The sequence below is a fragment of the Rheinheimera sp. genome (genome assembly GCF_965283995.1).
GTDB lineage: Bacteria > Pseudomonadota > Gammaproteobacteria > Enterobacterales > Alteromonadaceae > Pararheinheimera.
In genome coordinates this window covers 4,298,090-4,322,537 of the sequence record NZ_CBDIQG010000001.1, presented here as the reverse complement: position 1 = coordinate 4,322,537, position 24,448 = coordinate 4,298,090, and the positions used below count along the sequence as shown (strand labels likewise).

16 protein-coding genes are annotated in these 24,448 nt (G+C 54.8%); 5 read left to right on the top strand and 11 right to left on the bottom strand.

All coding sequences use genetic code 11. From position 1 onward, the window contains the following. Positions 1 to 3 precede the first annotated feature (3 nt). The 7 genes from ACQ66Q_RS19070 to ACQ66Q_RS19040 all read right to left on the bottom strand — a co-directional run bounded on the left by ACQ66Q_RS19070 (position 4) and on the right by ACQ66Q_RS19040 (position 12,263). Entirely contained in the window at positions 4 to 759 is a 756-nt protein-coding gene (locus ACQ66Q_RS19070) for a copper homeostasis protein CutC (RefSeq protein WP_430458238.1), read from the bottom strand. Then, entirely contained in the window at positions 756 to 2,696 is a 1,941-nt protein-coding gene (locus ACQ66Q_RS19065; protein ID WP_430458237.1) for an endo-beta-N-acetylglucosaminidase, read from the bottom strand. Before ACQ66Q_RS19065 ends, ACQ66Q_RS19070 begins: the two co-directional genes overlap by 4 nt. Then, on the bottom strand, positions 2,693 to 3,766 hold the full coding sequence (locus ACQ66Q_RS19060) for a N(4)-(beta-N-acetylglucosaminyl)-L-asparaginase (protein WP_430458236.1): 1,074 nt from the start codon (positions 3,764 to 3,766) through the stop codon (positions 2,693 to 2,695). Before ACQ66Q_RS19060 ends, ACQ66Q_RS19065 begins: the two co-directional genes overlap by 4 nt. Then, positions 3,763 to 4,677 carry a BadF/BadG/BcrA/BcrD ATPase family protein gene (locus ACQ66Q_RS19055; protein WP_430458235.1) on the bottom strand — a complete coding sequence of 305 codons (915 nt, stop codon included), beginning with the start codon at positions 4,675 to 4,677 and terminating at the stop codon, positions 3,763 to 3,765. Before ACQ66Q_RS19055 ends, ACQ66Q_RS19060 begins: the two co-directional genes overlap by 4 nt. Positions 4,678 to 4,872: 195 nt before the next feature. Next, a complete protein-coding gene (locus ACQ66Q_RS19050) occupies positions 4,873 to 7,707 on the bottom strand; it encodes a discoidin domain-containing protein (RefSeq protein ID WP_430458234.1) in 2,835 nt (944 codons plus the stop codon). 21 nt (positions 7,708 to 7,728) lie between these two features. Further along, positions 7,729 to 10,686 carry a TonB-dependent receptor gene (locus ACQ66Q_RS19045; protein ID WP_430458233.1) on the bottom strand — a complete coding sequence of 986 codons (2,958 nt, stop codon included), beginning with the start codon at positions 10,684 to 10,686 and terminating at the stop codon, positions 7,729 to 7,731. A 569-nt stretch (positions 10,687 to 11,255) separates the two neighbouring features. Beyond that, on the bottom strand, positions 11,256 to 12,263 hold the full coding sequence (locus tag ACQ66Q_RS19040) for a LacI family DNA-binding transcriptional regulator (protein ID WP_430458232.1): 1,008 nt from the start codon (positions 12,261 to 12,263) through the stop codon (positions 11,256 to 11,258). Positions 12,264 to 12,709: 446 nt separating this feature from the next. Between ACQ66Q_RS19040 and ACQ66Q_RS19035 the strand changes: the two genes are divergently transcribed. The 5 genes from ACQ66Q_RS19035 to ACQ66Q_RS19015 are packed head-to-tail and all read left to right on the top strand — an operon-like array spanning position 12,710 to position 22,449. Further along, positions 12,710 to 15,130: a GH92 family glycosyl hydrolase gene (locus ACQ66Q_RS19035; protein WP_430458231.1), complete on the top strand. Its 2,421-nt coding sequence runs from the start codon at positions 12,710 to 12,712 to the stop codon at positions 15,128 to 15,130. Further along, the gene (locus tag ACQ66Q_RS19030; RefSeq protein WP_430458230.1) at positions 15,130 to 16,380 is read left to right on the top strand and encodes a sugar MFS transporter; all 1,251 of its coding nucleotides are present in this window, start codon (positions 15,130 to 15,132) and stop codon (positions 16,378 to 16,380) included. The genes ACQ66Q_RS19035 and ACQ66Q_RS19030 overlap by 1 nt, the downstream gene beginning before the upstream one ends. Positions 16,381 to 16,410: 30 nt before the next feature. Beyond that, positions 16,411 to 17,649 carry an AGE family epimerase/isomerase gene (locus tag ACQ66Q_RS19025; RefSeq protein ID WP_430458229.1) on the top strand — a complete coding sequence of 413 codons (1,239 nt, stop codon included), beginning with the start codon at positions 16,411 to 16,413 and terminating at the stop codon, positions 17,647 to 17,649. Between the two features lie 19 nt (positions 17,650 to 17,668). Beyond that, entirely contained in the window at positions 17,669 to 20,125 is a 2,457-nt protein-coding gene (locus tag ACQ66Q_RS19020; RefSeq protein WP_430458228.1) for a GH92 family glycosyl hydrolase, read from the top strand. Positions 20,126 to 20,127: 2 nt separating this feature from the next. Further along, the gene (locus ACQ66Q_RS19015; RefSeq protein WP_430458227.1) at positions 20,128 to 22,449 is read left to right on the top strand and encodes a GH92 family glycosyl hydrolase; all 2,322 of its coding nucleotides are present in this window, start codon (positions 20,128 to 20,130) and stop codon (positions 22,447 to 22,449) included. Between the two features lie 120 nt (positions 22,450 to 22,569). On the opposite strand, the gene ACQ66Q_RS19010 is transcribed toward ACQ66Q_RS19015, so the two are convergent. The 4 genes from ACQ66Q_RS19010 to ACQ66Q_RS18995 form a co-directional block, all read right to left on the bottom strand. Then, positions 22,570 to 22,842, bottom strand: a complete 273-nt coding sequence (locus ACQ66Q_RS19010) for a hypothetical protein (RefSeq protein WP_430458226.1) — start codon at positions 22,840 to 22,842, stop codon at positions 22,570 to 22,572. Between the two features lie 61 nt (positions 22,843 to 22,903). Beyond that, positions 22,904 to 23,110, bottom strand: a complete 207-nt coding sequence (locus ACQ66Q_RS19005) for a DUF4287 domain-containing protein (RefSeq protein ID WP_430458225.1) — start codon at positions 23,108 to 23,110, stop codon at positions 22,904 to 22,906. 70 nt (positions 23,111 to 23,180) lie between these two features. Beyond that, positions 23,181 to 23,615 carry a hypothetical protein gene (locus tag ACQ66Q_RS19000; RefSeq protein ID WP_430458224.1) on the bottom strand — a complete coding sequence of 145 codons (435 nt, stop codon included), beginning with the start codon at positions 23,613 to 23,615 and terminating at the stop codon, positions 23,181 to 23,183. A 109-nt stretch (positions 23,616 to 23,724) separates the two neighbouring features. Continuing rightward, positions 23,725 to 24,441: an SIMPL domain-containing protein gene (locus ACQ66Q_RS18995; protein ID WP_430458223.1), complete on the bottom strand. Its 717-nt coding sequence runs from the start codon at positions 24,439 to 24,441 to the stop codon at positions 23,725 to 23,727. Positions 24,442 to 24,448 lie beyond the last annotated feature (7 nt).

Below are 24,448 nucleotides of genomic sequence, written 5' to 3'. Positions count from 1 at the left end.
AAATCAGCCTGGCTGGCAACTCAATGGGCTACTTAACGGGCTACTCAATGGGCAACTGAGTTGCGTGAACACAGCCTGTAACAAATCGGCCTGAAGCCTGCCCTGTCGCTGGACTGCAGAATGCAGGTGAAAGGAATAAGCGCTGCCCTCCGGCAACTGCGCCCGGATCGCGCCGATATTGCCGGCATTAACACCACCGCCAATCACCAGTTCAGGTCCGCCAGCGGCCAGAAATGCCTGCAACTGCGCGATACCCTGATTGGCCGGTAACTGGCTGTGCCAGGGCGTACCGGCGCTCAACACCCGCGCGACGCCTAGCCGGCTCAGTTGTAACCAGCTCAATGCCGGATCTGCGCTGGCATCAATGGCGCGGTGAAACGCCACTGTCAGCCCCAGTACAGCGGCGAATTCCACCAGCTCCCTGATCGCGCTCTGGTGTAACTGATGTTCAGCGGTTAACAGCCCGAGCACGACACTATCGGCTCCGGCAGCCGCCAGCTGTGCCATGTGTTGTCGCAATAACGCTACCTCTGCCGCGTCATAACAAAAATCGCCACCGCGTGGCCGCAGCATGGCCACCAGCCCGGGGCCGTCGCCCCAATGCTGACGGGCCACTGCGACCTCTGCCGGGCTTGGTGTCAGGCCCGACAGATCCATCCGGCTGCATAGCTCCAGCCGCGCCACGCCAAACTCGCGCGCCAGGCTGACATTGGCCGCCAGGTTGGTTTCCGTTTGTAGGCATAATTCCAGTGCAATCATGGTTTCACTCCCTGAACTGCCAAATCAGCTGCAACCGACTCAGGCGCAGCCGCATCAGTCAGGGCTAGATGACCCAGCCTGAACTGCAACTTCGCCGGTCTGCCAGCTTGCAGCGCCAGACTGATACGTTGTAATTGCTGACCTTTGAGCGCCGAAATATCAATGGTTTGTGCCTGCCATTGCTGTGCTTGTCTTTGCTGCGCCACCTTTTGTTGTGCAGGTGCCACATTGCCAAGCGGGAAACGATGGACACCCTGGTCCGTTTGCAGCAGCAGCTCGACCGCCCCCGGCGCGTCCGTTTGCAGTTGCAGCTGTAACTGCGCGGTAGCCGGCAGCGTCAGTGCTAATTGATACAGCGGCACCGTCAAATCACCGGCTTTACGCACCTGCAGTAACAAACTGCTGCCGCCAGACCAGCCATGATGAAAGTCGTATTGCATAGTCGACGCGGCGGCGGCACTGCCTTGCAGCGCAAATTGCCAGGTCGGTAACAGGTCCTGCTGACTGATATCGCTCCAGCCGCTGCTCGTCGCCGTCGCATCTTTTGCGCCGGTCAAAAATGGCGCAGGCTGGCGCTCGCCCTGCTCAAACCAATACAATCCCTGGCCGGTATTAAAACTGCTGACCAATGGCAGCCGGGTCAGTACGGTTTTTGCACTCAGATAAGCGCCAAGACCAGGCCAGCGTTTGGCTGGATCTGGTACCGCCACATTCAAATCATCGCCGGTAAACAAGCGTTGCTCCGTCTGATAAAACCGGTCGATATCCTGCGGATCTTTGGCAAAAGTGCTGTAAGCCGGCGTGGATTTATCCCCGGCAAAGTTAAAATTCACATTGGGCGCAAACAGCGCGATAGAGGTAAGTGGCTGTTGTCCGTCTGTTACATTGTGGTCAAACAAATCGCGCAGCCACTGCGTCTGGACAAAGGCCTGCTGCGCGTCACGCTGCGGCCATAAATCAGCGCCAAAAAACAGCTGATAAGGCGACACCCCTGTGGCTTTTGCCCGCTGCACCGACTGCTTGACCATAGCGCCATTCCACCAGTAATTCAGGAACATCGCATGCGAGCCGGCGGTGCCGCCTGCTTGCGCATCGGCTTTTAAATAGGCCTGATTGTTGGCGTTCAGTTCGTTTTGCCAGCGCACAGTGCCGTCGGCAATCATCGCGTCATACCAGTGTATTTCGATGCCGGCCGGCGCTTTTGCCGTCAGATACTGCATAAAGGCCAGCATTTTCGCCGCCAGTTGCTGACCGCGGACTTTGTCTTGCTGCGGTTTACCATTGGCCGCCAGGACCAGCTGGTTGTTCGCGTCTTTGACTGCAGTTAAATCCGTTTCCTGATTGACCAGCCAGCCGTCAAAGCCGTAATAACCGGCAATACGCAGCAGCTGATCCGCCATGATGAAATTACCCTCTGCGTCCTGCTCCAGCAGCTTTTCGACTGTGTCCGGGTTGCCACCCCACTCAGCGATGCCCAGAAACACCGACCCCAGCACTTTGACGCCATTTTTATGCGCCGTTTCGACCCAGGGCCGCGCCGGAATTTGCACCGATAAATCAGCGGTGCCGGCAAACCAGTTCAGCACATCGATTTGCGCCCAATTGCTGAAGCTATACAGATTGGCTTTGGGCTGCGGTTTTAAATAATTACCGAAATTGTTCATACCGTCCGGCGCGTACAGCACCTGCGCCTGCTGATTCATCGTCAGTGAAGAGTTCAGCGGCGCGGGCAGTCGCTCTGCCAGCGGCACCTGGCTGATATTGGCTTTGCTCGCAGTCGCGCCATGCGGCGTCCAGGCTTTGGTTTGCGCTAACGTCAGTGCAAACGGCGGTTGGTCCGGTGTCAGGCCAGTGATCTGAGTCGGCGTCGCCTGTAGCAGCAATGCCTGAGACTGCGCTGCCATCAGCAATGTGACGGTGAAAACCAGCGCCTTCATGCCACCACTCCCGGTAGCAGGTGCGTTGCATCGGTCAGCGTCGCACCACTGGCATCCTGCACCGCATAGTTAAAACCACCATGCAGACAATAAGCGCCCACTTCACCGTTGACACTTAACGCCAGAAAACCGACCTGTGCCTCGGCGGCATTGGGGATTTTTGCCGCGATGCGCTCAACCGCACGCTGACAAGCCAGCTGCGGGTTCAGGCCCTGGCGCATCAGTTCAACCACCAGATGGCAACCGACGGTTTTAATCATCAGTTCACCCAGACCAGTGGCCGTGGCGGCGCCAACATCCTGATCGACATATAAACCAGCGCCAATCAACGGCGAATCGCCTACCCGGCCCGGCAGTTTATAAGCCGCGCCACTGGTGGTGCAGGCACCGGCCAGATGACCGTGACTATCGAGTGCCAGCATGCCGATAGTGTCGTGATTCTCCAGATTAATCTGCGACTTCGCTTTGCCTTGTTCGCGCCACAGCAGCCAGTCTTGTTTACTTTGTTCGGTCAGCAGGTTCTCTTCGACAAAGCCCTGCGCTTTGGCAAACGCCAGCGCCCCTTCGCCGACCAGCATCACGTGCGGCGTTTTTTCCATCACGGCCCGCGCCACCGAGATCGGATGTTTGATGCGCTTGAGGCCAGCCACAGAACCGCAATTGAGCTGGTGGTCCATGATGCAGGCATCTAAGGTCACTTCGCCGGAGGCGTCCGGATAACCGCCAAGACCCACAGTCCGTACTGCAGGATCAGCTTCCGGTACCCGCGCGCCTTGCTCGACGGCATCGAGCGCACTGCCACCCAGGCTTAATACCTGCCAGGCCGCCGCGTTTGCCGGCATGCCATGTTCCCAGGTTGATACGACTATAGGTTTACGCACCGCTGAATTTTTCGGTGCTGGCGTCACAGCGACACTCGCTGGCGTTGCCGGCGCTGTTACGCTGGCGCAAGCGCCCAGACTACCCGCCAGCGGCAACGCCGCCGCCAGTTTTAATAAATCGCGACGGCCTTGTAACAGTGATTTTCTTTGCTTCGACGAGGTGGACTTATGAATCGTGGACTTGGTCATGCCGGCAACTCCGCCAGTTTTTGACTTAACCAACACCAGCTGCCGCGTTCACCGGCATTGGCAACAAAATGGCACGGCAGGCTCTGCTCCAGCAGCGGCACTAACTGACCGGCGATGCCACCGACCAGCCCTACTGCCGGCGCGCCGACCGCCAATAACCGGCGAACCACAGCTTCAACAAACTGCACAGCTTCTGCGCGAATACGCAATGCGACGGCATCGCCGTCCAGCGCCGCCTGCAATACCAGCGGAGCCAGCCGGGCATACACGGCCGGGCCCTGGCCCAGATATTGATTGGCCAGACTGGCCGAGGTCGCGGCGTCCGGCACTCGTTCGGTTAATACTGTGGCTGGCGCCAGGCCGTCCCGCGCCAGCAACACTGCCTTTACCGCTTCAAGGCCAAACCAGGAACCGCTGGCGTTGCAATTAATGGGAAAACCATAACCGCCGAGCTCAATCCGATCGGCGCCAACACTGGCTAACGCACTAAAGCCAGTGCCCAGAATGACCACTGCGCCATCCTGTTGCTGATGCACGCCGTATGCGGCGATTTGTAAATCGGTGGTCAGATGCAGACTGGCAAACGGATGTTGCCACTGCTGAAATTGCTGATAAAACTGCGGTAAATGCAGGCCGGCAAGACCGGCCGCCAGCGGCAGCTGCGCCAGCATACCGGGTGGTAACGCGGCGTCCTGCACTGCAGCAACAGCGGCGTCAGTGATAGCGGCGAAACTTTCGGTTAAGCCACCCACCGGATTGGCCGGGCCACTCTGGCCCTGCCCCAGCACCTGCCCTTTGGCATTAAATACCCAGGCGCGGCAATGACTGCCGCCGCCATCAATGCCAATCCCCACCGGCAGCGAGTCCGCCACGCGGGGAGCTTTAGATAAGGCAGTTGCGATCGAATTCATAATATTCCTCAACAGGAAAGCCTACAGCTTCAGGCTTTTCGCGGAAAAAAACCGGTGCAGAAAGACTGCACCGGGGGAAACACAAAACCGGAAACCGGTCGGTCAGGATTGGAATTTGGGGCCATCATTGGCCCCGCCTTCCATGCACACAGGTCACACAAAAGATACAGCTTAAAGTTCTGGCTAGGGCCCTAATCAAGGTAGAACAGGACCAATCAGTTCAAATTCAGCGACTTGCATCAAGGTATCATCGCCTTTGTTTTTGGTGATGTTGATGCGATAGCTGCTGTAAGCAAAGCCATTACCCATTTCAAACAACTTGCGTTCAAAGCGTTTATCAAACCCTTCACCGATCCAGCTGCCGAGGCGTACCCAGGTTGTGCCGCCATCGTTAGAACCTTCGATGTTAAAGTTCTCCGGATCGCGACCCGCTGCATCGTTAGCGCTGGTGATAGCCAGGCTCGACACGATCTGCGCTTTTGGCAAATCGATACGGACCCAGGACGGATTGGCTTCAGTCGGCGCGCCTTTCCAGTCATTATGGTCCAGCCATTTGGTATTGATATCATTATCAAAAGCTTTGCCTTCCGCTTCGGCGGCGCCGATACGGTTACGCGCAGTGAATGTCACGCCAGCCGCGGCCGAATGGTCCACTGACTGATACTGCGGGCCAATCATTTCGATTTCGGCAATTTGCATCAGCGTGTCATCGCCTTTGTTTTTGCTGATATTGAACCGGTAGTAGCTAAAGCCCAGGTCGTTACTGAAGTTAAACACCTTGCGCTCAAAACGCTGGTCGAAACTTTCACCGATCCAGCTGGCCAGTTTTATCCAGTTTTTGCCGTCACTAGAGGCTTCAATATTGAAGTTCTCCGGATCGCGCGCTGGTGCGTCGTTGGCACTGATTAAGCCAAGCTTGTTCACGGTCACCGGCGTTGGGAACTGCACCTGCACCCAGCTTGGTGCAGCTTCGGTCGGTGCGCCTTTCCAGTTATTGTGATCCAGCCACTTGGTGTCTGAGCGACCATCAAAGGCTTTGGGTCCGGCTTCACCGTCGCCAATAGCGTTACGCGCAGTGATCACCACACCGGCCATCAAACCATGGTTCAGATCCGGCAATTTCGGCCCAACCAGACCAATTTCCGCTACTTGCATCAGCGTGTCATCGCCTTTGTTTTTGCTGATATTGAGCTTGTAGCTGCTAAACGCCAGTGAGTTCGCCACGCTGAACTGCTTGCGTTCAAAACGTTTATCAAAACTCTCACCGATATAAGCCGACAGCGTGGTCCAGGTTTTACCGCCGTCGTTACTGCCCTGCAGGTTGAAGTTTTCCGGGTCGCGCGCCGGTGAGTCGTTGGCACTGGTCAGTACCAGCGTATCCACCGCTTTGGCTTCAGGCAGATCAATCTGCACCCAGGCTGGATTCGCCGCAGTCGGTGCGCCTTTCCAGTCGTTGTGATCCAGCCACTTGGTGTTGACGTCGTTATCAAAGGCTTTGCTTTCAGCTTCGCCGGCACCAATGCGGTTGCGTGCCGTGATGATGCCGGTACCAACCGGATCGGTGTGATCAGCGCTGGTATAAACCGGTCCAACAAACTCAATCTCCGCCAGCTGCATCAGCGTGTCATCACCTTTGTTTTTCGTGATGTTGAGCTTGTAGTAGCTGAACTCGAGGCCATTCACAAAACGGAACTGCTTACGTTCAAAACGCTTGTCAAAACTCTCACCGATAAACTCGGCCAGCGTCACCCAGTTCGTGCCGTCATTGGACGCCAACACCTGGAAGTTTTCCGGATCCCGCGCCGGCGCGTCGTTGGCGCTGGTGATCAGCACACTGTTGACCGCTTGCGGCTCGGCAAATTTCACTTGTACCCAGCTTGGTTTGGCCACGCTTGGCGCGCCTTTCCAGTCATTGTGATCAAGCCATTTGGTGGCAGTGTTGCCGTCAAAAGCCATCGCTTCGGCTTCAGCCGCACTGATGCGGTTGCTACCGGTGATCACGGCACTGGCGACTACCGCGTCAGTGGTGATTTCACGCACCGGGCCTGAGCTGACGGCAGCATCAATAAATGCCAGTTTCAGGTCGACCACGTTTTCAGCTTTCAAACCGACTTTCGCCAAATAGGGCAGACCACTGATCGCCGCCAGCATGCGCTCGCGCAGTGGGTTTAATACCGTGACATCCCCTTCCTGCGCCAATGGAATGGCTGCAGCAACGTCGTTCATCAGTTGGTTAAAGCTTTCGCCTTCAGCAATGCCGGCAAAGGCCGCATTTAACAGCGACAGTTTGATAATGTCCGGCGCAACTAAGGTGTCCTTACAGACGTCTTTTTCGCAGGTCTCGCCTGTGACCATGTTTTGATAAGCCTCAGCACTGACCAGCTCTGTGGTAAACACGTTGGCTTTCACAGCAACACCCAGCGCTTTGAGCAGCAAGGCCGAATTATCCGCCAGAGCCATCTCATATAAAGGACGTACCGACACATTGCGGCCCGCCGCGACATCCGCAGCTACCAGCTTACTGGCGATAGTCGTCAGCGCATTGGCCTGGAAGCGCGCATCCACCACGCCGTCTGATTTTGACGCATATGGCATTTGCACCCAGGTCAATGTGGTAAAGCTGGTGCCGGTCAGCGCGGCGCCACTGACAACATCGCCTAAAGCCACAGTGCCGCATTTGACTGCATCACAGACCATGCTGGACTGCGCATCGGCCAACACCTGCACTTTCAGCATACTGTTCAGGCCAAAACCTTCTTTGGCTGTGACCGAAAATGCCACTTTGCCGTTATTGCCGGTGCGATCACCGCTGCCGATAGTGATGGCAGAGCCATTCAGTTGCGACACAGTCACTTTGGCATTGCGTAAGGTGCCTTTGACCGCCGAGCCGCTGATGTCAGCAGCCGTGGTGTCCAGCGTCACCGGAATATTGGCCGGATCTGCTTCACCAGCACCGCCGCAGCCATACAGCGAGGTCAGCGCCAGCGCGACAACCCCATACATCATATTGATTTTAAACTGTTTCATCATTAATCCCTCTGTATCTGAGCCTTAGAACCGGTAAGTAGCACCCATGTAGTAACGACGACCGCCATAAGCGTTCTGGATAAAGCGCTTGTCGGTATCGTTACCAAGGTGGACATAGGTTTCTGACTTGGTCAGGTTGATGACAGAGGCTGATACCACCAGCATTTCGGTCAGGTTGTAGTTGGCGTTCAGATCGATTTGGTCATAAGCCGCGCTGTAGTAGTTGGTTTCCCACGACGCGTTATAACCGCCGACACTTGGCCCGCGTTTGTTGTAAGAAGCCCGCAGGTTAAACAGGTCATCTTCATAAAACGCCGAGAAGTTCAGCTGGTACTTCGAGCTGCCGATTAATGGCGACTCACCGACTTTCTGACCGTCCAGCTCGACATTGGCCTGGTTGGTATTGTTGCGGGTGTAGTTAGCATACACACCAAAACCGCCGCCGAAGAAATGTTGCCAGAACACTTCCGCGCCTTTGGAGGTGGCGTTGGTGCCGTTGGCGACGGTGCTGAAGTTACGCACCGTCAGGCCATCACCACCGGCCGTAATTTGCTTGCCACCGGCGTTTGGTAACGTGAAGTTCACCACAGGTAAGTCACGCACTGTGTCGATGATCAAAGGCACGACAAAGTTGTCGACATCCTTCTTAAACACGGCGATACCAAAGCCTGAGCCTTTGCCGTAGTAGTATTCCAAGGAGCTGTCGAACTGTGTCGATTCCAGTGGTTTCAGCGCGCTGTTGCCGCCTGAACCGACCCAGCCTTCACCGTCATAGATCGGGTCAAAGTCATCGGCCGCAGAGCGGTCGGCTGAGTATTCGTTGGACGTATAGCGCAGCGTCTGGAACTGACCAATATCGTCATAACCCGGCCGGGCAATGACTTTGGCGGCGGCAAAACGCCAGACCCAGTTGTCATCGATATCCCACACCAAGTTGGCGCTTGGCAGCACTTTGTTCTCAGTGTTTTCTTTTTCGATATAAACGAAATTCTCTACGCGTTGTTGCGCTTCCGGCAGCTGATTGCCTTTGGCGTCTTTCCAATCTAAGCGATACAGAATTTTGTCGGACGAGCCTGAGGTCGTCGTGGTGCGGACAAAACGCAGACCAAAGTTACCGCGCAGGCTTTCGTATTTGTAGTCGGCCTGGGCATAAGCTGCGGCGATCTCTTCTTGCACGCCATACACGTAGTTCGGCTCAATCCGCGTATATTTCTGGAAGTTATTCACCAGATGTTGCTGATATTTATGCCAGTCCACTGCCGGGAACAGGTTGGTATTGATCACGCCGGACAAATTGCCCAGTGATTCTGGCCGCACCACAGTGGTGATATTCGGGATGCCGCCGTTGCGTGAATAGTCGTCGTCCAGATCGATGCCACCGGCAGCTTCTGCCGCAGCCACATCAAAATCTTTGGCCAGATAAAAGGTGTTACGCGAATCACGGTGAATTTTACCGTCACGATATTTCGCGCCAAAGCGGACCGTATCGACAATCCCCCAGTCGGCAAAATAATCGATATCGAGGCTGGCGTATTTCTCTTCCTGCGTACCGGTAATAAAGCTGGAATCTGTCGCCCCCACATCGGCCTGACCACCAATCCCTGCTACCAGGTTATTGATCATGTTCGGGTCCATGTAAGTGGTCATCTTTTTGCCGGATAAGTCGTAGCCATAAAATGCCGATGCTTCATTGGCATAATAAGCAGCACGATATTTCTCTGACGGGCCACCTTCGGCTTCGGTGCAGCCAAAAGTCAGTTTCGATTTAACATCGTCACCTTCATATAACGCATAAAAATCAAAGGTATCTGAGGTCGATTCTTCGATTTTGTACTCGCCGTTGATCCGCGGGATCGGCGACAGTTTCTGCGCACCGGACACGCCGGTGGAGTAATCAATCCCGGTGACAAACTCGGCCTCTGCATCGACCCGCACATCAGTCCAGTAGTTGTCGTTGTTGTTCCACTCCGGATATTCCAGCTGATTCAGAATTGAGTTCTGCCCCAGCGTGAAGCGGAAGTAATTCATCCCCACTTCCAGTTTGTCAGTCAGACGCCACTGGCTGGTGAACTGGAAGCCTTCGCGGTTACGCTCTTCTTCCAGCACTTCCTGCACCATACTTTGCGCGGCATAACCTTTGGCGCCGTTCGCGACCAGCTGGTTGTCCTTGCGCTCCTGATACAGGAAGTTTTTATTCATGATGTTGACGCGCGAACTTTGCGAGCGGTTGGTGCGGTCCTGCCGGGTATATCCGACCAGCATACCGAAGGTGTCCGCATCATTTTTCCACGAGTAAATGCCGCTGTACTGCGGTTCATTTTTGTCGGTGATATCGGCGTTGCTGTATTCGACGTTCAGCACGCCGGAGCTTTGATCCATCGACAGCGGTTTACGGCTGTGCATGATCACGGTACCGCCGATGCCGCCTTCATCAAGGCGCGCTTCGGAAGATTTAAATACTTCCAGCCGCTCGATCATAGTCGATGGCAATAAGGCATAAGAGAATGACCGGCTTGGTTCACCCGGTGAAGAGGCAATAAAGTTGCCGTTGAGCTGGCTTAATGTCAGATCAGAGGACAGACCGCGAATACTGACAGTGGCGCCTTCCCCACCGTCACGCTGGATCACGACGCCCGGCACGCGCTGCAATGAATCGGCGACGTTTTTATCCGGGAATTTACCGATGTCTTCGGCGGTGATCACATCGACCACGCTGTCGGAAGCGCGTTTGTTCAGTAAGTTCTCGCTCATACTGGACAAAATGCCACGCACTTCAATGACTTCGATTTTTTCTTTTTCGGCGGCTTTTTTCTTAGCCGCAACAGTTGCCGGCGTGTTGTCTTGCTTCGTCTGCGCTGCTGCCGTCTGTACCGGTGCTGCCTGTTCGGCCGCGACCGGATTCAGACTGGCGATCACCGCCAGCGACAGCACAGATAATTTTAACCCTTGCTGCCACATAGTCCTGTCTATCCTGTTAACCATGGTCTTCTCCACAGTGAGATGTGAAAACGCACCGGTGTGTTCCGGCTTGTCCCTTTATTTTTTATTATTTTTCATGGTGTTGGTTTAGGATCCGCCAGCCATCCGGCCAGTACAAATCCGTCTCCCCTGCAACGCCATAAAAAAATCTGGATGTTGCGTCTGATGCGGTTCGATTAAATGTAATCGATTACATGACGTACTTGATACTAGCGAAGCGGCAAATTGCTGTCAATCTGTACAATCGCGAAAAGTTCAAATCAGTGCAAACAAAATGTAATCTAATATTTTTTATTTAAATTCAATTACATAAAGATCGATTATTGCGTCAGATTGGTGCAAGACGGCGCGAAAACTGCCCGTTTGCGGGCTGTTCAGACCAGTAAATTTTGGCAAAGATGGGCAATTGTAATCGGTAACAGCCATCTGGATGTGCAGGAATAGAGGGTATCGCTAACGGCAAGGTCACGGTGCAATTCGCAGGCTGGCAAAACGTAGGGTGGGTAGAACGAAGTGAAACCCACCGGATACGGGATACCGGGTATCGCATAACGGGTGTCACATCTCGGGTATCACACCGGTGCCGGGCCGCTACTTTCGCGTTCAATCAATTGAAATGGCAGGACTTCTTTACTGCGAGCTAAGGGTTCACCGCGGATTTGGTTGACCAGTACTTCGACCGCGCGCCGGCCCATGTCGTACGCCGGCTGGTCCACCGTAGTCAGCGGCGGATCGATAAAAGCCGATACTTTGATGTTATCAAAACCGACGACCGAGATATCTTCCGGCACCCGCAGTCCGGCTTTTTTAATCGCATGGACGGCACCGATAGCGATGTCGTCGTTAAAACAAAAGATCGCAGTCGGTCTGACCGACTGCGACAATAAATGCGTCGCACCGGCAATACCGGCTTCAATGGTGTAAGCGCCACCGGTGATTTGGCTTTGCTCAAACGGGATCTGTTCTTCCTGCAGCACACTGCGGATCCCGGCTAAACGTTCGCGGTAAATCTGACTGCTGACCTGACCGACAATGGCGGCGAAGTGCTTGTGGCCATACCCCAGCAGATGGTGCGCCAAAGCACGGCTCGCCGCATAGTTATCCAGCTCAATCACCGGATATTTCTTCTCGCTGTGGATGCGCTCACACACACTGACCATCGGTAAATCACCGGCTAAATCTGCGTCTGCCGCTGAAAACGGAAACGAATGATCGAGCTGAATCAAGCCATCGGCGCGGTTGGTCAGCACCATGCTGGCATATTCATGTTCGCGTTCGGGCGAGCCTTGCGTATCGCCGAGCAGCACCGAAAAGCCTTTTTCCTGCGCCGCCTGTTCAATACCGCCAATAATGCGCATAAAAAACGGGTTCACCAGGTTGGGCACCAGCACCACAATGGTATTGGAGCGGCCAGATTTGACGCTGCTGGCCAGCCAGTTCGGCCGGTAGCCGGCGGCTTTGACCGCTTCCAGCACTTTTTCCCTGGTCGCTGCCGACACCTGGTCCGGTGATTTCAGCGTGCGGGACACTGTTGCGGTCGACACACCAGCCAGCTCACTGACTTTTTTGATATTGGTCATTGCGGAACCTTCCCACAGCGGAATGTAAATACACAGATCTGCCTGTTCGCATTATTCAGATTCATCTGTTACAGAAACAACTGTAACAGGATCATCTTATTAAAGATCAGCAAGTTATTCGGCCATCTTAGCGCGAATTCAAACACGGCAAAAGCTATATAACCATTGCCGCAGCTAATGCGCAAGTATTGTCGCACAGCACAATGTAAACGGTATCATCGGAACAAAAACCAGCATAGTAGTAAAACACCCCGCCATACCCAATAAGCTCTGCCGTCACACTGGCTGTACCAGCCGAAAATCCGCTGGACAATTTTAAATGTAATCGATTACAGTCGGGCAAATTTTATCCGTTCTTGCAATTTTTGGCTGAGAGGTTCCGGCGCAATCGCTGGCGCAGCTGCGTTGAAAATACTGGCAAGAACTCCAGAAGAGGCTGAAACTTCATGTTTAACATCAGAACCTTACTGCTGTGCAGTAGCATCACTGCGCTGCTGGCCTGCCAACAACAGGGCCAGGCTTTGACGGCTACAGCTGCCCGGTCGGAGCCATCGTCTGAGCAATCGCCGGCACCACTGCCCACTGACCAAATCCGGCCGCAACAGAACTTATTGAGTTATGTCGACACCCGGATGGGCACCGACTCCAGTTTTGAACTGTCGCACGGTAATACCTATCCGGCAGTGGCGATGCCATGGGGGATGCATTTCTGGACGCCAATGACGGCGAAAATTGGCGACGGCTGGACCTATCAGTACGATCAGCACAAACTCCGCGGCATTAAACAAACCCATCAACCCAGTCCCTGGCTCAATGATTACGGTGCTTTTGCGCTGATGGCGGTGACCGGCGATTTGAAGTTTAGTCAGGACGACCGCGCCTCCTGGTTCTCGCATAAAACCGAAACGGCCAAACCGCACCATTACAAAGTCTATCTGGCCGATTATGACGTCACGGCCGAAGTCACACCGACCGCCCGCGCCGCTCAGTTCCGCTTTACGTTCCCGGAGCACAAAGCCTCTTACATTGTGCTGGACGCTTTTGACAAAGGCTCGATGGTCAAAATCCTGCCGCAGCAGCGCAAAATCATTGGCTACGCCCGCAATAACCACGGCGGCGTGCCAGACAACTTCCACAATTACTTTGTCTTAGAATTCAGCAAGCCATTTAAGCTGCAGCACACCTTTGGCGATGGCTACAAGTTGCAGCCCAATAGCCTTGAACAGAGCGGCCAGCATGTCGGCGCTATTCTGGGTTTTGACACCGCCAAAGGCGAACAGATTGAAGTAAAAGTGGCGTCGTCTTTTATCAGTCCCGCACAGGCCGAGCTGAACCTGCAGCAGGAAATTGGCAGCGATCGTTTTGCCGACACGCTGGCGAAAGCCGACACCGAGTGGCAACAACAGCTTGGCCGCATCCGGGTGCAACAGGGTTATCCGGACGACATCAAAACCTTTTATTCCGCCTTTTACCGGGTGTTGTTGTTTCCACGGCGGTTTTATGAAACTGACGCCGCGGGCCAGATTGTGCATTACAGCCCATACAATGGTCAGGTGCTGCCTGGCAAGATGTTCACCGATAACGGGTTTTGGGATACCTTCCGCGCCGTATTTCCGTTTTTCCATCTGATGTATCCGGAACTGGCCAGCGACATCATGCAGGGTCTGGTCAATACCTACAAAGAATCCGGCTGGTTGCCGGAATGGGCGAGCCCGGGCCATCGTGACGTGATGATTGGCTCCAATTCAGCGGTGATCATCGCCGACGCTTATGCCAAAGGTATCCGCGGTTTTGATATCGACACTTTGTATCAGGCTGCGCTGAAAAACACCCGGGTTGAAACTGGCCGGCCGGCCAAATCAGTCGGCCGTGAAGGCCTGAAGTTTTACAATCAGCTCGGTTACGTGCCTTATGACGTCGGTATTCACGAAAACGCCGCCCGTACGCTGGAATACGCGTTTGCCGACTTTAACCTGGCGCGCTTAGCCACGGCTTTGGGCAAAACCGACGATGCCAAACGCTTTACCGCACAAGCGCAGAACTATCGTCACCTGTTTGATGCCGACAGCGGCTGGATGCGCGGTCGCAACAAAGACGGCCAGTTCCAGAGCCCGTTTAATGCGCTGAAATGGGGCGATGCCTTTACCGAGGGCAACAGCCTGCATTACAGCTGGTCGGTGTTTCACGACATTGCCGGCCTGAAGCAACTGATGGGCGGCGACGAGCTGTTCAGCGCCAAACTCGACACGGTGTTTAACATGGCACCGGGCTTCGATGATTCCTACTACGGCTTCACTATCCATGAAATTCGCGAGATGCAGATTGTCGACTTTGGCAATTATGCGCATGGTAATCAGCCCATTCAGCACATGCCGTACCTGTACACCTATGCCGGCAAACCGTGGCGGACCCAGGCTGAAGTGCGCCGGATCATGCAAAAACTCTATAGCGCAGCCCCGGATGGGTATGCCGGCGATGAAGACAACGGCCAGACCTCAGCCTGGTATGTGTTTTCCGCGCTCGGTTTTTATCCGGTCACGCCAGGCGTGCCGGAATATGTCATTGGCAGCCCGCTGTTTAATGCAGTCACGCTGACGTTACCGCAAGGTAAACAGTTGCAGATCAATGCATTCAACAATCAACCCGACCGGCCTTTTGTGCAGGCATTGCAATTGAATGGCCAGCCGGTCGAACAGAACTTTCTGCGTCACAGCGCTCTGCTGCAAGGCGGTGAGCTGCGTTTTGACATGAGCGCCACGCCCAATACCAGCCGTGCGATCAATGCACAAAGCCGGCCGTTTTCAGTTTCAACATCGGCGGAAGCAACCACAATGGCGGACAGCCACCTGAATAAGGACACCCACTAATGGCTTTTATGCCCACTGCCGCGACTGCGGCAAACAACGCTGGTGACGCCCCACGCGGTCATTTCGCTTTTCTGGCGATGACGTCGTTGTTTTTTATCTGGGGTTTTGTCACGGCGTTGAATGACATTCTGATCCCGCACCTCAAAGCAGCGTTTGACCTGAGTTATACCCAGGCCATGCTGGTGCAGCTGTGTTTTTTTGGTGCCTATTTTTTGCTGTCGCCACTGGCAGGCCGGCTGATTGAACGGATTGGTTTTCTCGGCGGCATTCTGACCGGTCTGGTCACGCTGGCAACCGGTTGTCTGCTGTTTTATCCGGCGGCGGAACTGGCGACCTATCCGCTGTTTCTGACTGCGTTGTTTGTGCTGGCCGGCGGCATTACGCTGCTGCAGGTGTCCGCCAATCCTTATGTAGCCGCTCTCGGGCCGGCCCATACTGCGGCCAGCCGGCTCAGTCTGGCGCAGGCGGTCAATTCACTGGGCCATACCCTGGCACCTTTATTTGGTGCGGCTTTGATCTTCGCGGCTGCCAGCGCTGGTGCGAAAGCAGTACAGCTGCCCTATCTGCTGCTGGCCGGATTTTGTCTGGTGGTGACCGTGATCTTTGCCCGGTTAAAGCTGCCGACTTTGCAGGTCGAGTCTGAGGCCACAATCACAGCTTCGGCCACAGATTCGGCCAAACATGCAACCACACAACGGCTGCCACTACATTTTTACGGCGCCGTGGCGGCGATTTTCCTCTATGTCGGTGCGGAAGTGTCGATTGGCAGTTTCCTGATTAACTATCTGGCGTTGCCGGAACTGGGTGCACTCAGCGAACAAACCGCAAGCCAGTGGGTCAGTTATTACTGGGGCGGCGCCATGTTGGGCCGCTTTGCTGGCGCCGTGATCACGCGCTATATCAATGCGTTACTGGTGCTGGCCGTATACGCGGTCGTGGCTATCGCGCTGTTATTGCTGACGATGAGCCAGACCGGCATGCTGGCCGCTGTGGCAGTTATTGCCATCGGCTTTTTTAATTCAATTATGTTCCCGACTATTTTCACCCACGGCATCGCCGGCTTGGGTGCGTTGACCAGCCGAGGCTCGGGCTTATTGTGCCAGGCCATTGTCGGCGGCGCGTTGATCCCGCTGCTGCAGGGCGTCGCGGCCGACACTGTTGGCGTGCAACAGAGTTTTATCGTGCCGCTGCTGGCTTATATCTATATCGCCGGTTATGCGCTGTGGCACTGGCGCCAAAGCCGCCAATAAATTCCATGTAATTTCGAAAAAGGTGACCCAATGAACTTTTATACCTCAGAGTTTTTATTGCAGCATTGCCAGGACATTCTGAAGTTCTACGACGATAAAGTCGTAGATCCGACCGGCGGTTATTTTCACAATTATCTCGATGACGGCACTTTGTTTGCGCCGGGTTTTCGCCAGCTGGTCAGCAGCACCCGCATTATCGTCAACTATGTCAGCGCCGCGTTGTTGTTTGGCCGTGACGACTATAAAGCCATTGCTGAGCATGGTCTGCAGTATCTGGAACAGGTGCATTGGCGCGAGCAGTTAATGGCCGACGGCTCCGGCGGTTATGCCTGGACTCTGCAGGACCACCAGCCGCTGGATAACACGCAGCAGGCCTATGGCTATGCTTTTGTGCTGCTGGCTTATGCCGCGGCGGTCAAAGCCGGTCTGCGCGACAAGGCGCAGCTGCACCGGGTGTATCAGTTGCTGGAACAACGCTTCTGGCAGGCTGATTTTGGTCTGTATGCAGACGAATTGAGCCAACAAGGCGTGCTCAGCAGCTACCGTGGTCAGAATGCCAATATGCATTTATGTGAAGCGATGCTGGCCGCGTTTGAAGCCTGTGGCGACACACTGTTCCTCGACCGGGCTTCGACTCTGGCGGAGAATATCGCGGTGCGGCAGGCCGATCTGACCGACGGCTTGGTGTGGGAACACTACACGCCGGATTTCAACATCGATTATGACTACAACAAAGACGACCCGAGAAACCTGTACCGGCCATGGGGATTCCAGCCGGGCCACCAAACCGAGTGGGCCAAACTGCTGTTAATTCTGCACCGGCACAAAAACGAAGCCTGGATGCTGAACCGAGCCCGCGCACTGTTTGACCGGGCTTATGAGCAGGCCTGGGATCATCAGCATGGCGGTTTGGTCTATGGCTTTGCGCCGGACGGCCGCTGGTGTGACGACGACAAGTATTTCTGGGTGCAGGCCGAATCGATGGCTGCCGCTGCCCTGCTGTATCAGGCGACCGGCAGCATCAGTTATATGGCGGCATATCAGGCGCTGTGGCAATACAGCTGGGAGCATCTGGTCGACCATCAGTATGGCGCCTGGTTTCGCTTGTTAACCCGCGCCAACCAGAAAGTCAGCAATGAAAAATCGGCGGCCGGTGCCAAATGTGATTACCACACGCTGTGCGCCGTGATTGAAGTGCTGCGCGCTATGGGCGTCACCACGCTGGGCGTCACAGCTGTTTCAGCATCTGTCACAAGCAGCGAGGCTTAATATGGCACGGGGTCGAAAGTTGCAGTTGGTATGGCTTGCTCCATGTTTAGCGGTTTCAGGTGTGCTGCTAAGTGCTTGTCAGCAGCAAGTCTCATCCTCGCCACCAACATCAGCTGAAGTTGACGATCCGCTGCAGTGGGTCAATCCGTTTATTGGCACCGACGGTAAAGGGAAAACTTACCCCGGTGCGACAGTGCCTTATGGCATGGTGCAGTTAAGCCCCGATAATGGCCGCAGTGGCTGGGATTGGATCAGCGGCTACTTTTATCCGGATAGACAAATCGCTGGTTTCAGCCATTTGCATTTATCCGGCACCGGCGCCGGCGATTTATACGACATCTCGTTTTTGCCGTTCAGCGGCGACTTTTTTCAAACCTTGCCGGCGGCGGGTGGCAAGGATGCGCAGGTGCGGACTGAGCGCTTCAGCCATAGCAATGAAAAGGCCAGCCCCGGTTATTACCGGGTGCTGCTTGAGGACAGTCAGATTGACGTAGAACTGACCGCCGCACTGCGCTCTGGCCTGCAGCGCTACCGTTATTTGCAAGCTGACACGCCGGCGATGTTGCAGCTGGATTTAACCTATAGCCGCAACTGGGACAGCACCACGGCCACTTGCCTGTATCAGCCGGACGCCTACACGCTGGCCGGCTACCGCTTTTCCAGCGGCTGGGCCTCCGATCAAAAAGTATTTTTCTACAGCAAAAGCTCGGTACCACTGAAAGCTGCACGCAGCTTACCCACAGCACTGCCGGCGGACTTAAGCCAATGTGCACAGGCCGGCCCCACGCTGTTTCAGCTGCAATTTGCAACCAGCGCAGGCCAGGCGCCCAGCGAAGTATTGCTGCGCACCGCCCTGAGCTCTGTCAGCGTGGCCGGCGCTGCAGCCAATTTAACCGCCGATCTGGCGACAGCAACCACCACAGCTTCGGCGCCTGAACAGCAAACCGACCAGCAAACCGGCAACTTCGCCACCACACTGGCACAAGCGCAGGCGGCGTGGCGCGCCGAGCTGTCGCAAGTGCAGATTGATGCCGATGCGCAAACCAAAACCCAGTTTTATACCGCGCTGTATCACAGTGCCTTAGCGCCCCGCGTTTACAGCGACGCCGATGGCCACTATCGCGGCCCGGACGGCCAGGTGCACCGGCTGCAGCGGGTGCACCGGCTTGCGCGCACCACTGCCGCACTCAGCAGTGACCAAGGCAACAACAGTGCCGGACAGGCGCTCAGCAGCAATCAGCATTATGACTTTTTTAGCCTGTGGGACACTTTCCGCGCGCAGCATCCATGGAAAACGCTGTTTGATACACCGCGCCATCAGGCGATGATGTACAGCTTGCTGGAGCATTATCAAATCGCCGGCCGGCTGCCGGTGTGGAATTTTCAGGGTGTTGAGACCGACATGATGCTGGGTTATCACGCCGTGCCGGTGCTGGCCGACAGCTACCTCAAAGGTTTGTTGCCAGATCCGGATGGCAAACTCGGCGCTTTGATTTTGCAGGCTGCCTTAGATAGCGCCAACGACGTGCAAAACAACGAGAAGTTTGGCATCCAGAGTTACCGCCGCCTCGGTTATGTACCTTATCACGAGCGGCCCTGGAACGTGGCATTGACGCTGGAATATGCCTTTGACGACTCCGCCATTGCCCGCCTCGCCCACCGGCTTGGCAAGACCGAAATCGCCGCAGAATTTAGCCGGCGCGCACAAAACTACCGCCAGCACTATGATGCGGCCAGTGGTTTTATGCGCGCCAAAGACCAGCAAGGCCAGTTCCGGCTGCCATTTGACCCGGAGGCTTATCACCCGGAAGACTATTGCGAAGCGAATGCCTGGCAATACAGCTTTTTTGTGCCGCATGACGTAGCCGGACTCATCAGCTTGCATGGCGGCCAGCAGGCTTTTGTTGCCAAACTGGATGCGATGTTTTTAACCGGGCAACAGAAAAAAGGCGTGAAAGACCCGGTGCATAGCACCAGCGCGCTCGGTGACAATCATGGTCTGCCGGAATGGATCTCCGGTTTTATTGGCCAGTATGTGCATGGCAATGAACCGAGCCATCACGTGCCGTATTTATACGCCCTCGCCGGCCGGCCGGATAAAACCCAGACTTTAGTGCGGCAAATCATGCGCACGTTATATCAGCCGATCCCGGATGGCCTGGCGGGCAATGAAGACGCCGGCCAGATGTCGGCCTGGTATTTATTCAGCGCTTTGGGCTTTTATCCGGTCGACCCGGTGTCCGGCGACTATGTGCTGGGCTCCCCGCTGGTGCGGCAGGCGACGCTTCGGCTTGGCAATGGTAAAGTGCTGAAAATTATCGCGAATAACCAAAATGAGCAGCATCCGTATGTCAAAGCGGTGCGGCTGAATGGCAAGCCGCTGACCGGCGCCGTGCTTTCACATCAGGCACTGCTGCAAGGTGGTGTGCTGGAGTTTGATATGAGCGCAAGTCCAGCGCCAACCGGGAGTTTTTGACGATGCGCAGAAGTTTGGTTTTGTTTTTCAGCTCGCTGATAGTCCCGGCAGCCGTGGCAGCAACGCCAGCGCCTTATAGTCCGGCGCCTTCGCAGTATGTCGACCCGATGATTGGCACCGCCAATTTTGGCGCCACTCACCCCGGCGCCCAATATCCGCATGCGCTGCTGTCGGTCTCGCCGTTTAACGTAGCCTTTGGCGGCAAGCTCAATCCGTTTGACAAAGACGCGGCCTGGAATTCGCGGGTCTATGTCAAAGAAAACCAGTTTTTAACCGGTTTCAGTCATGTCAATTTAAGCGGCGTCGGCTGCCCGGATCTCGGTGTGTTACTGGCGATGCCAACCACAGGTCCGCTGCAGCTCGACCCGGCTTTGTACGGCAGCACCTATCAGCAGGAGCGCGCCAACGCCGGCTATTACGCGACAACGTTAAGCAAATATCAGACACGCGCCGAGATGACCAGCACGTTGCGCAGCGGGATCAGCCGCTATACCTTTCCGGCCGGTGAAGCGCATATTCTGCTGAATTTAGGTCTTGGCTTGAGTAACGAAAGCGGTGCGATGGCCAAACTGGTGTCTGATACCGAAGTGGAAGGTTATCGCCAAATCGGCACTTTCTGTTATCACAGCGAGCAGGCGCGGCCGGTGTATTTTGTCGCGAAGGTTAATAAAGCGCCCAAAGTAGCAGGCCTGTATAAAAAAATGCCGGCAGTGCGCGCCGTTGAAGCCGACTGGAGTTCGCATAACCAAAGTTATAAACCCTACCCGCAGTACCGCCAGGAGCTGGCCGGCGATGATATCGGTGCTTATTTCAGTTATGAGCTCCAGCATGGCGAACAGATTGAACTGCAGCTGGCGATTTCTTTTGTCTCGATCGCCAACGCCCGGCAGAACTTAGCGCAGGAACAAGCCAAATTCGCCTTCGACCAGACGCGCAATCAAGCCCGTGACGCCTGGGACCAACTGTTAAGCCGCATCGATATCGACGCCACCACTGAAGATAAAATCCGCTTTTATACCGCGCTGTACCACAGCCTGATCCACCCATCGGTGATCAGTGACAGCAACGGCGATTATCCTCAGTTTGGCCCGGCTGGTAGTGGCAACGGCAATAGCAGCAGCCCGCGTTACAGCGTGTTTTCGTTATGGGACACCCACCGCAATCTGCATCCGCTGTTAAGCCTGGTGTATCCGGCCATTCAGACGCAGATGCTGCAGTCGGTGGTCGCGATGGGCACTGAAGCCGGCTATCTGCCAAAGTGGGAACTGGCCGGCATGGAAAAAGCGGTGATGGTCGGTGACCCGGCGACGGTGATGGTCAACGACAGTTATCAGCGTGGCCTGACCGATTTTGACCACAACGCTGCCTATCAGGCGATGCGCCGCGCCGCCACAACAGTGTCCAGCGTCAGTAAACCAGATTTCAGCGCCAAACCGGGCCAGCAACAAGCGGCGCGGATGCAGGCGAAAAATCCGATCCGGCCAGAAAACAGCGATTATCTGGCGCTGGGTTATGTGCCGGTTGATGATGAAGGCCCGTTTGATGGCTCAGTGTCGACCAGTCTGGAATATTATCTCGCCGACTTTAATCTGGCGGCTTTTGCCAAAGTACTGGGACACGACGCCGATGCGGCGTCTTTTGCCAAGCAAGCGCAGCTGTTTAGCCATTTATTCGATGCGCAAACAGGCATGTTCAGACCAAAACAAAAAAACGGCGAGTGGCTTAGCGGCTTTAATCCGGATGCTGGCCGCAATTTCGAACCGACACAGGGTTACATCGAAGGCACGGCCTGGAATTATCGGTTTTATCTGCCGCACGCGATGCCGCAACTGATTGCTTTACTCGGCGGACCGGAAGCCTTTCGCACTGCACTCGACCAAACCTTTGATTTAAACAAATTTGATATGGCGAATGAGCCGGATATCAGTTATCCATTTTTATACAACTACTTAGAAGCAGACCGCCCCGGCAGCCGCGCCGCGACCAGCCGCAGAGTTCAACAGTTAATCCAACAGCATTACGGCCTGACTGCGGCCGGTTTACCGGGCAACGACGACGCCGGCACGCTGTCGGCCTGGTTGGTATTCAGCATGCTCGGCCTCTACCCCACCGAGCCGGGCACACCGAATTACACGCTGTTTCAACCCCGCGTCAAAGCCGCCCGCATCACGTTAGACCCGCAGTTTTATCCGGGCAAAATGATTGAAATCAAACAGAAAACCAGTGGTCAGTTGTTATGGAAACAACAGGCGCTGCCAACGCCCTTTGTCACACATCAGGCGTTGGTGCAAGGTGGCGTGCTGGAATTAAGTGCCAAGGATTAACCGAGAGAAAGCAATGGTTCATAACGCACATATTTAGCAAGTAGGTAGCGGTAAGCGCAGCCCGCTGGGCGTCACACGCTGGGCGTCACACGCTGCGCATCACAGGCCCTACCGTAACCGTCAAAATCCAAACACCAGTGCGCAAAACCCGAGAAACAACACAACAAGTATGCCCCACAACAACAACGGCGAAGTCGCGGCCGTTAATGGTGTGCGGGCTTTTTCCGCGACGACCTGACGCGCGTCATAGCGGATCGGAAACAAGAACAGCGCCGCCGTAGCAACCGCCGCCAAAACAGCAAATAAGCCTGGGTAGACCGTAAAAAAAGTCGCCAGCACAAACCCAAACCATAACAGCACCAGCGCTAAGCGCGGCTGTTTCAGGTTTAACATCAACGCACTCCAGTCATAGTGGCAACTCAACGGCTTATATTAGGTCCACAGCATCTGTTGACTACGCCTTACTGGCCAGCGCATAAGCCGCTATCGCATTGGCATGACCGTGTCCCAAACCATGTTCGGTTTTGAGCAAGGCCGCCATTTCCATATGCTTCATCGGTGGCAACCCGGCCACCAGCGTCAGCCAATGGCTGATCGGCTGGCCATATTTCTGCTCAATCGACGGAAAATAAGACGCCGGGCCTTTTACTTTTTCATTCACAGTCGTCGGCACTCCTTGATTGCTGCGGGCGGTTTGCAGCCGTTGGTTAGCCCGTTCTGCTGTAACTGATTTACCAATGCGCTTTTATTTTATGCAGCCGGATTAAATACGGAATTTGCACTAAAGGTTCTAACGCAATTTTGATGCCTTCAGCAAAGAACATCGACATGATAGCCAGTAGCAATCCGACATAACCAAATAGGATACAGGCCGTTAATCCCCAGTCTTTTGCAAACAAAAGTCCATAGGCGCAACACGCATTGATCAGGATCAGTGCGCTGATAAACATGGCCATCATTGCCAGAGGCGGGCCTTGATAACTCCAGCCAAACATCATGTAAGTGCCGACGCCACCGGTAAATATCACATAGAAATGAAATAGAGGCAGGATAGCCCCCATGACAATAAAGAGCCAACCAATCACCTTTATCCAGGTTGGGATCAACGATTTCCTTCGACTGATGATTTCATCGGATAGAGTTGGATTGAGTACATCGGATTGCATCAGAATTCCTTGAAATAAACTGAATAGGTTTAAGCGCCTGATTGCCGCTGACTTGAGAAACCGGGCTTACGCCATGTTTCAACATGCCTGCAGCAGTCCGGCAGCACACTCAGGGCGTAATTTTATAAATCACATTGACCGTTTTGGAGATTTCAATAAATTGCGGCACCAGCACCTGCTGGGCAGATCCGGTCCTCATCTCGGCGTTAACCAGCGTGCTGTCACTGACGCCAAAAGTGGCAAAAAAGCTGTTAAATGAACCGGAATCATTAAAGGCAAATACGCTGTGGATTTTTACGCCCAGCCCTTCTGCCATCTGTTCAGCTTTTTTGCGCGCTTGCGCCGCCGCTGCGCTGATTAAAGCGGTTTCAACCGCATCGCGCTCACTGGTGTCAAATACACTATTGAGATTGTGCACGTATTCAGCGACGTATAGCTGCGCCAGCAAGGCCGGATATTGTTTCAGTGAACTGAGACGGACTTCAAAGCGGCGGTTTAAGTCATAACCGAGAATTTCCAGCTCGTTATAGTTGTCGTCGCGTTTACGTTTTTCCGACTTCTCCAGCTCATATGCAGTGACCTGCTCATCACTGACGCCATTGGCTTTTAATAATGCCAACACCTTAGTGCTGGCCTGACTGAGCTGCGCATTCGCCACTTCGGCAGTCTGGTGAAAGGTGGTAATGCTAAAGGTCAGTGTCACACTGTCCGGCGCCACTTGTTTACTGCTTTGGCCGGTGACGGCGACAAAAGGGAAATCCGGCAACGGCGAGGCCAGACTAACAAAACTACTTAGCGCGAGGGCTACAGCGAGAACGAATTTCATAAATACA

Excerpts from the sequence above, each read along its gene's own strand:
- ACQ66Q_RS19070 (WP_430458238.1), bottom strand. The coding sequence starts at position 759 with ATGATTGCACTGGAATTATGCCTACAAACGGAAACCAACCTGGCGGCC.
- ACQ66Q_RS19065 (WP_430458237.1), bottom strand. The coding sequence starts at position 2,696 with ATGAAGGCGCTGGTTTTCACCGTCACATTGCTGATGGCAGCGCAGTCT.
- ACQ66Q_RS19060 (WP_430458236.1), bottom strand. The coding sequence starts at position 3,766 with ATGACCAAGTCCACGATTCATAAGTCCACCTCGTCGAAGCAAAGAAAA.
- ACQ66Q_RS19055 (WP_430458235.1), bottom strand. The coding sequence starts at position 4,677 with ATGAATTCGATCGCAACTGCCTTATCTAAAGCTCCCCGCGTGGCGGAC.
- ACQ66Q_RS19050 (WP_430458234.1), bottom strand. The coding sequence starts at position 7,707 with ATGATGAAACAGTTTAAAATCAATATGATGTATGGGGTTGTCGCGCTG.
- ACQ66Q_RS19045 (WP_430458233.1), bottom strand. The coding sequence starts at position 10,686 with ATGGTTAACAGGATAGACAGGACTATGTGGCAGCAAGGGTTAAAATTA.
- ACQ66Q_RS19040 (WP_430458232.1), bottom strand. The coding sequence starts at position 12,263 with ATGACCAATATCAAAAAAGTCAGTGAGCTGGCTGGTGTGTCGACCGCA.
- ACQ66Q_RS19035 (WP_430458231.1), top strand. The coding sequence starts at position 12,710 with ATGTTTAACATCAGAACCTTACTGCTGTGCAGTAGCATCACTGCGCTG.
- ACQ66Q_RS19030 (WP_430458230.1), top strand. The coding sequence starts at position 15,130 with ATGGCTTTTATGCCCACTGCCGCGACTGCGGCAAACAACGCTGGTGAC.
- ACQ66Q_RS19025 (WP_430458229.1), top strand. The coding sequence starts at position 16,411 with ATGAACTTTTATACCTCAGAGTTTTTATTGCAGCATTGCCAGGACATT.
- ACQ66Q_RS19015 (WP_430458227.1), top strand. The coding sequence starts at position 20,128 with ATGCGCAGAAGTTTGGTTTTGTTTTTCAGCTCGCTGATAGTCCCGGCA.
- ACQ66Q_RS19010 (WP_430458226.1), bottom strand. The coding sequence starts at position 22,842 with ATGTTAAACCTGAAACAGCCGCGCTTAGCGCTGGTGCTGTTATGGTTT.
- ACQ66Q_RS19000 (WP_430458224.1), bottom strand. The coding sequence starts at position 23,615 with ATGCAATCCGATGTACTCAATCCAACTCTATCCGATGAAATCATCAGT.
- ACQ66Q_RS18995 (WP_430458223.1), bottom strand. The coding sequence starts at position 24,441 with ATGAAATTCGTTCTCGCTGTAGCCCTCGCGCTAAGTAGTTTTGTTAGT.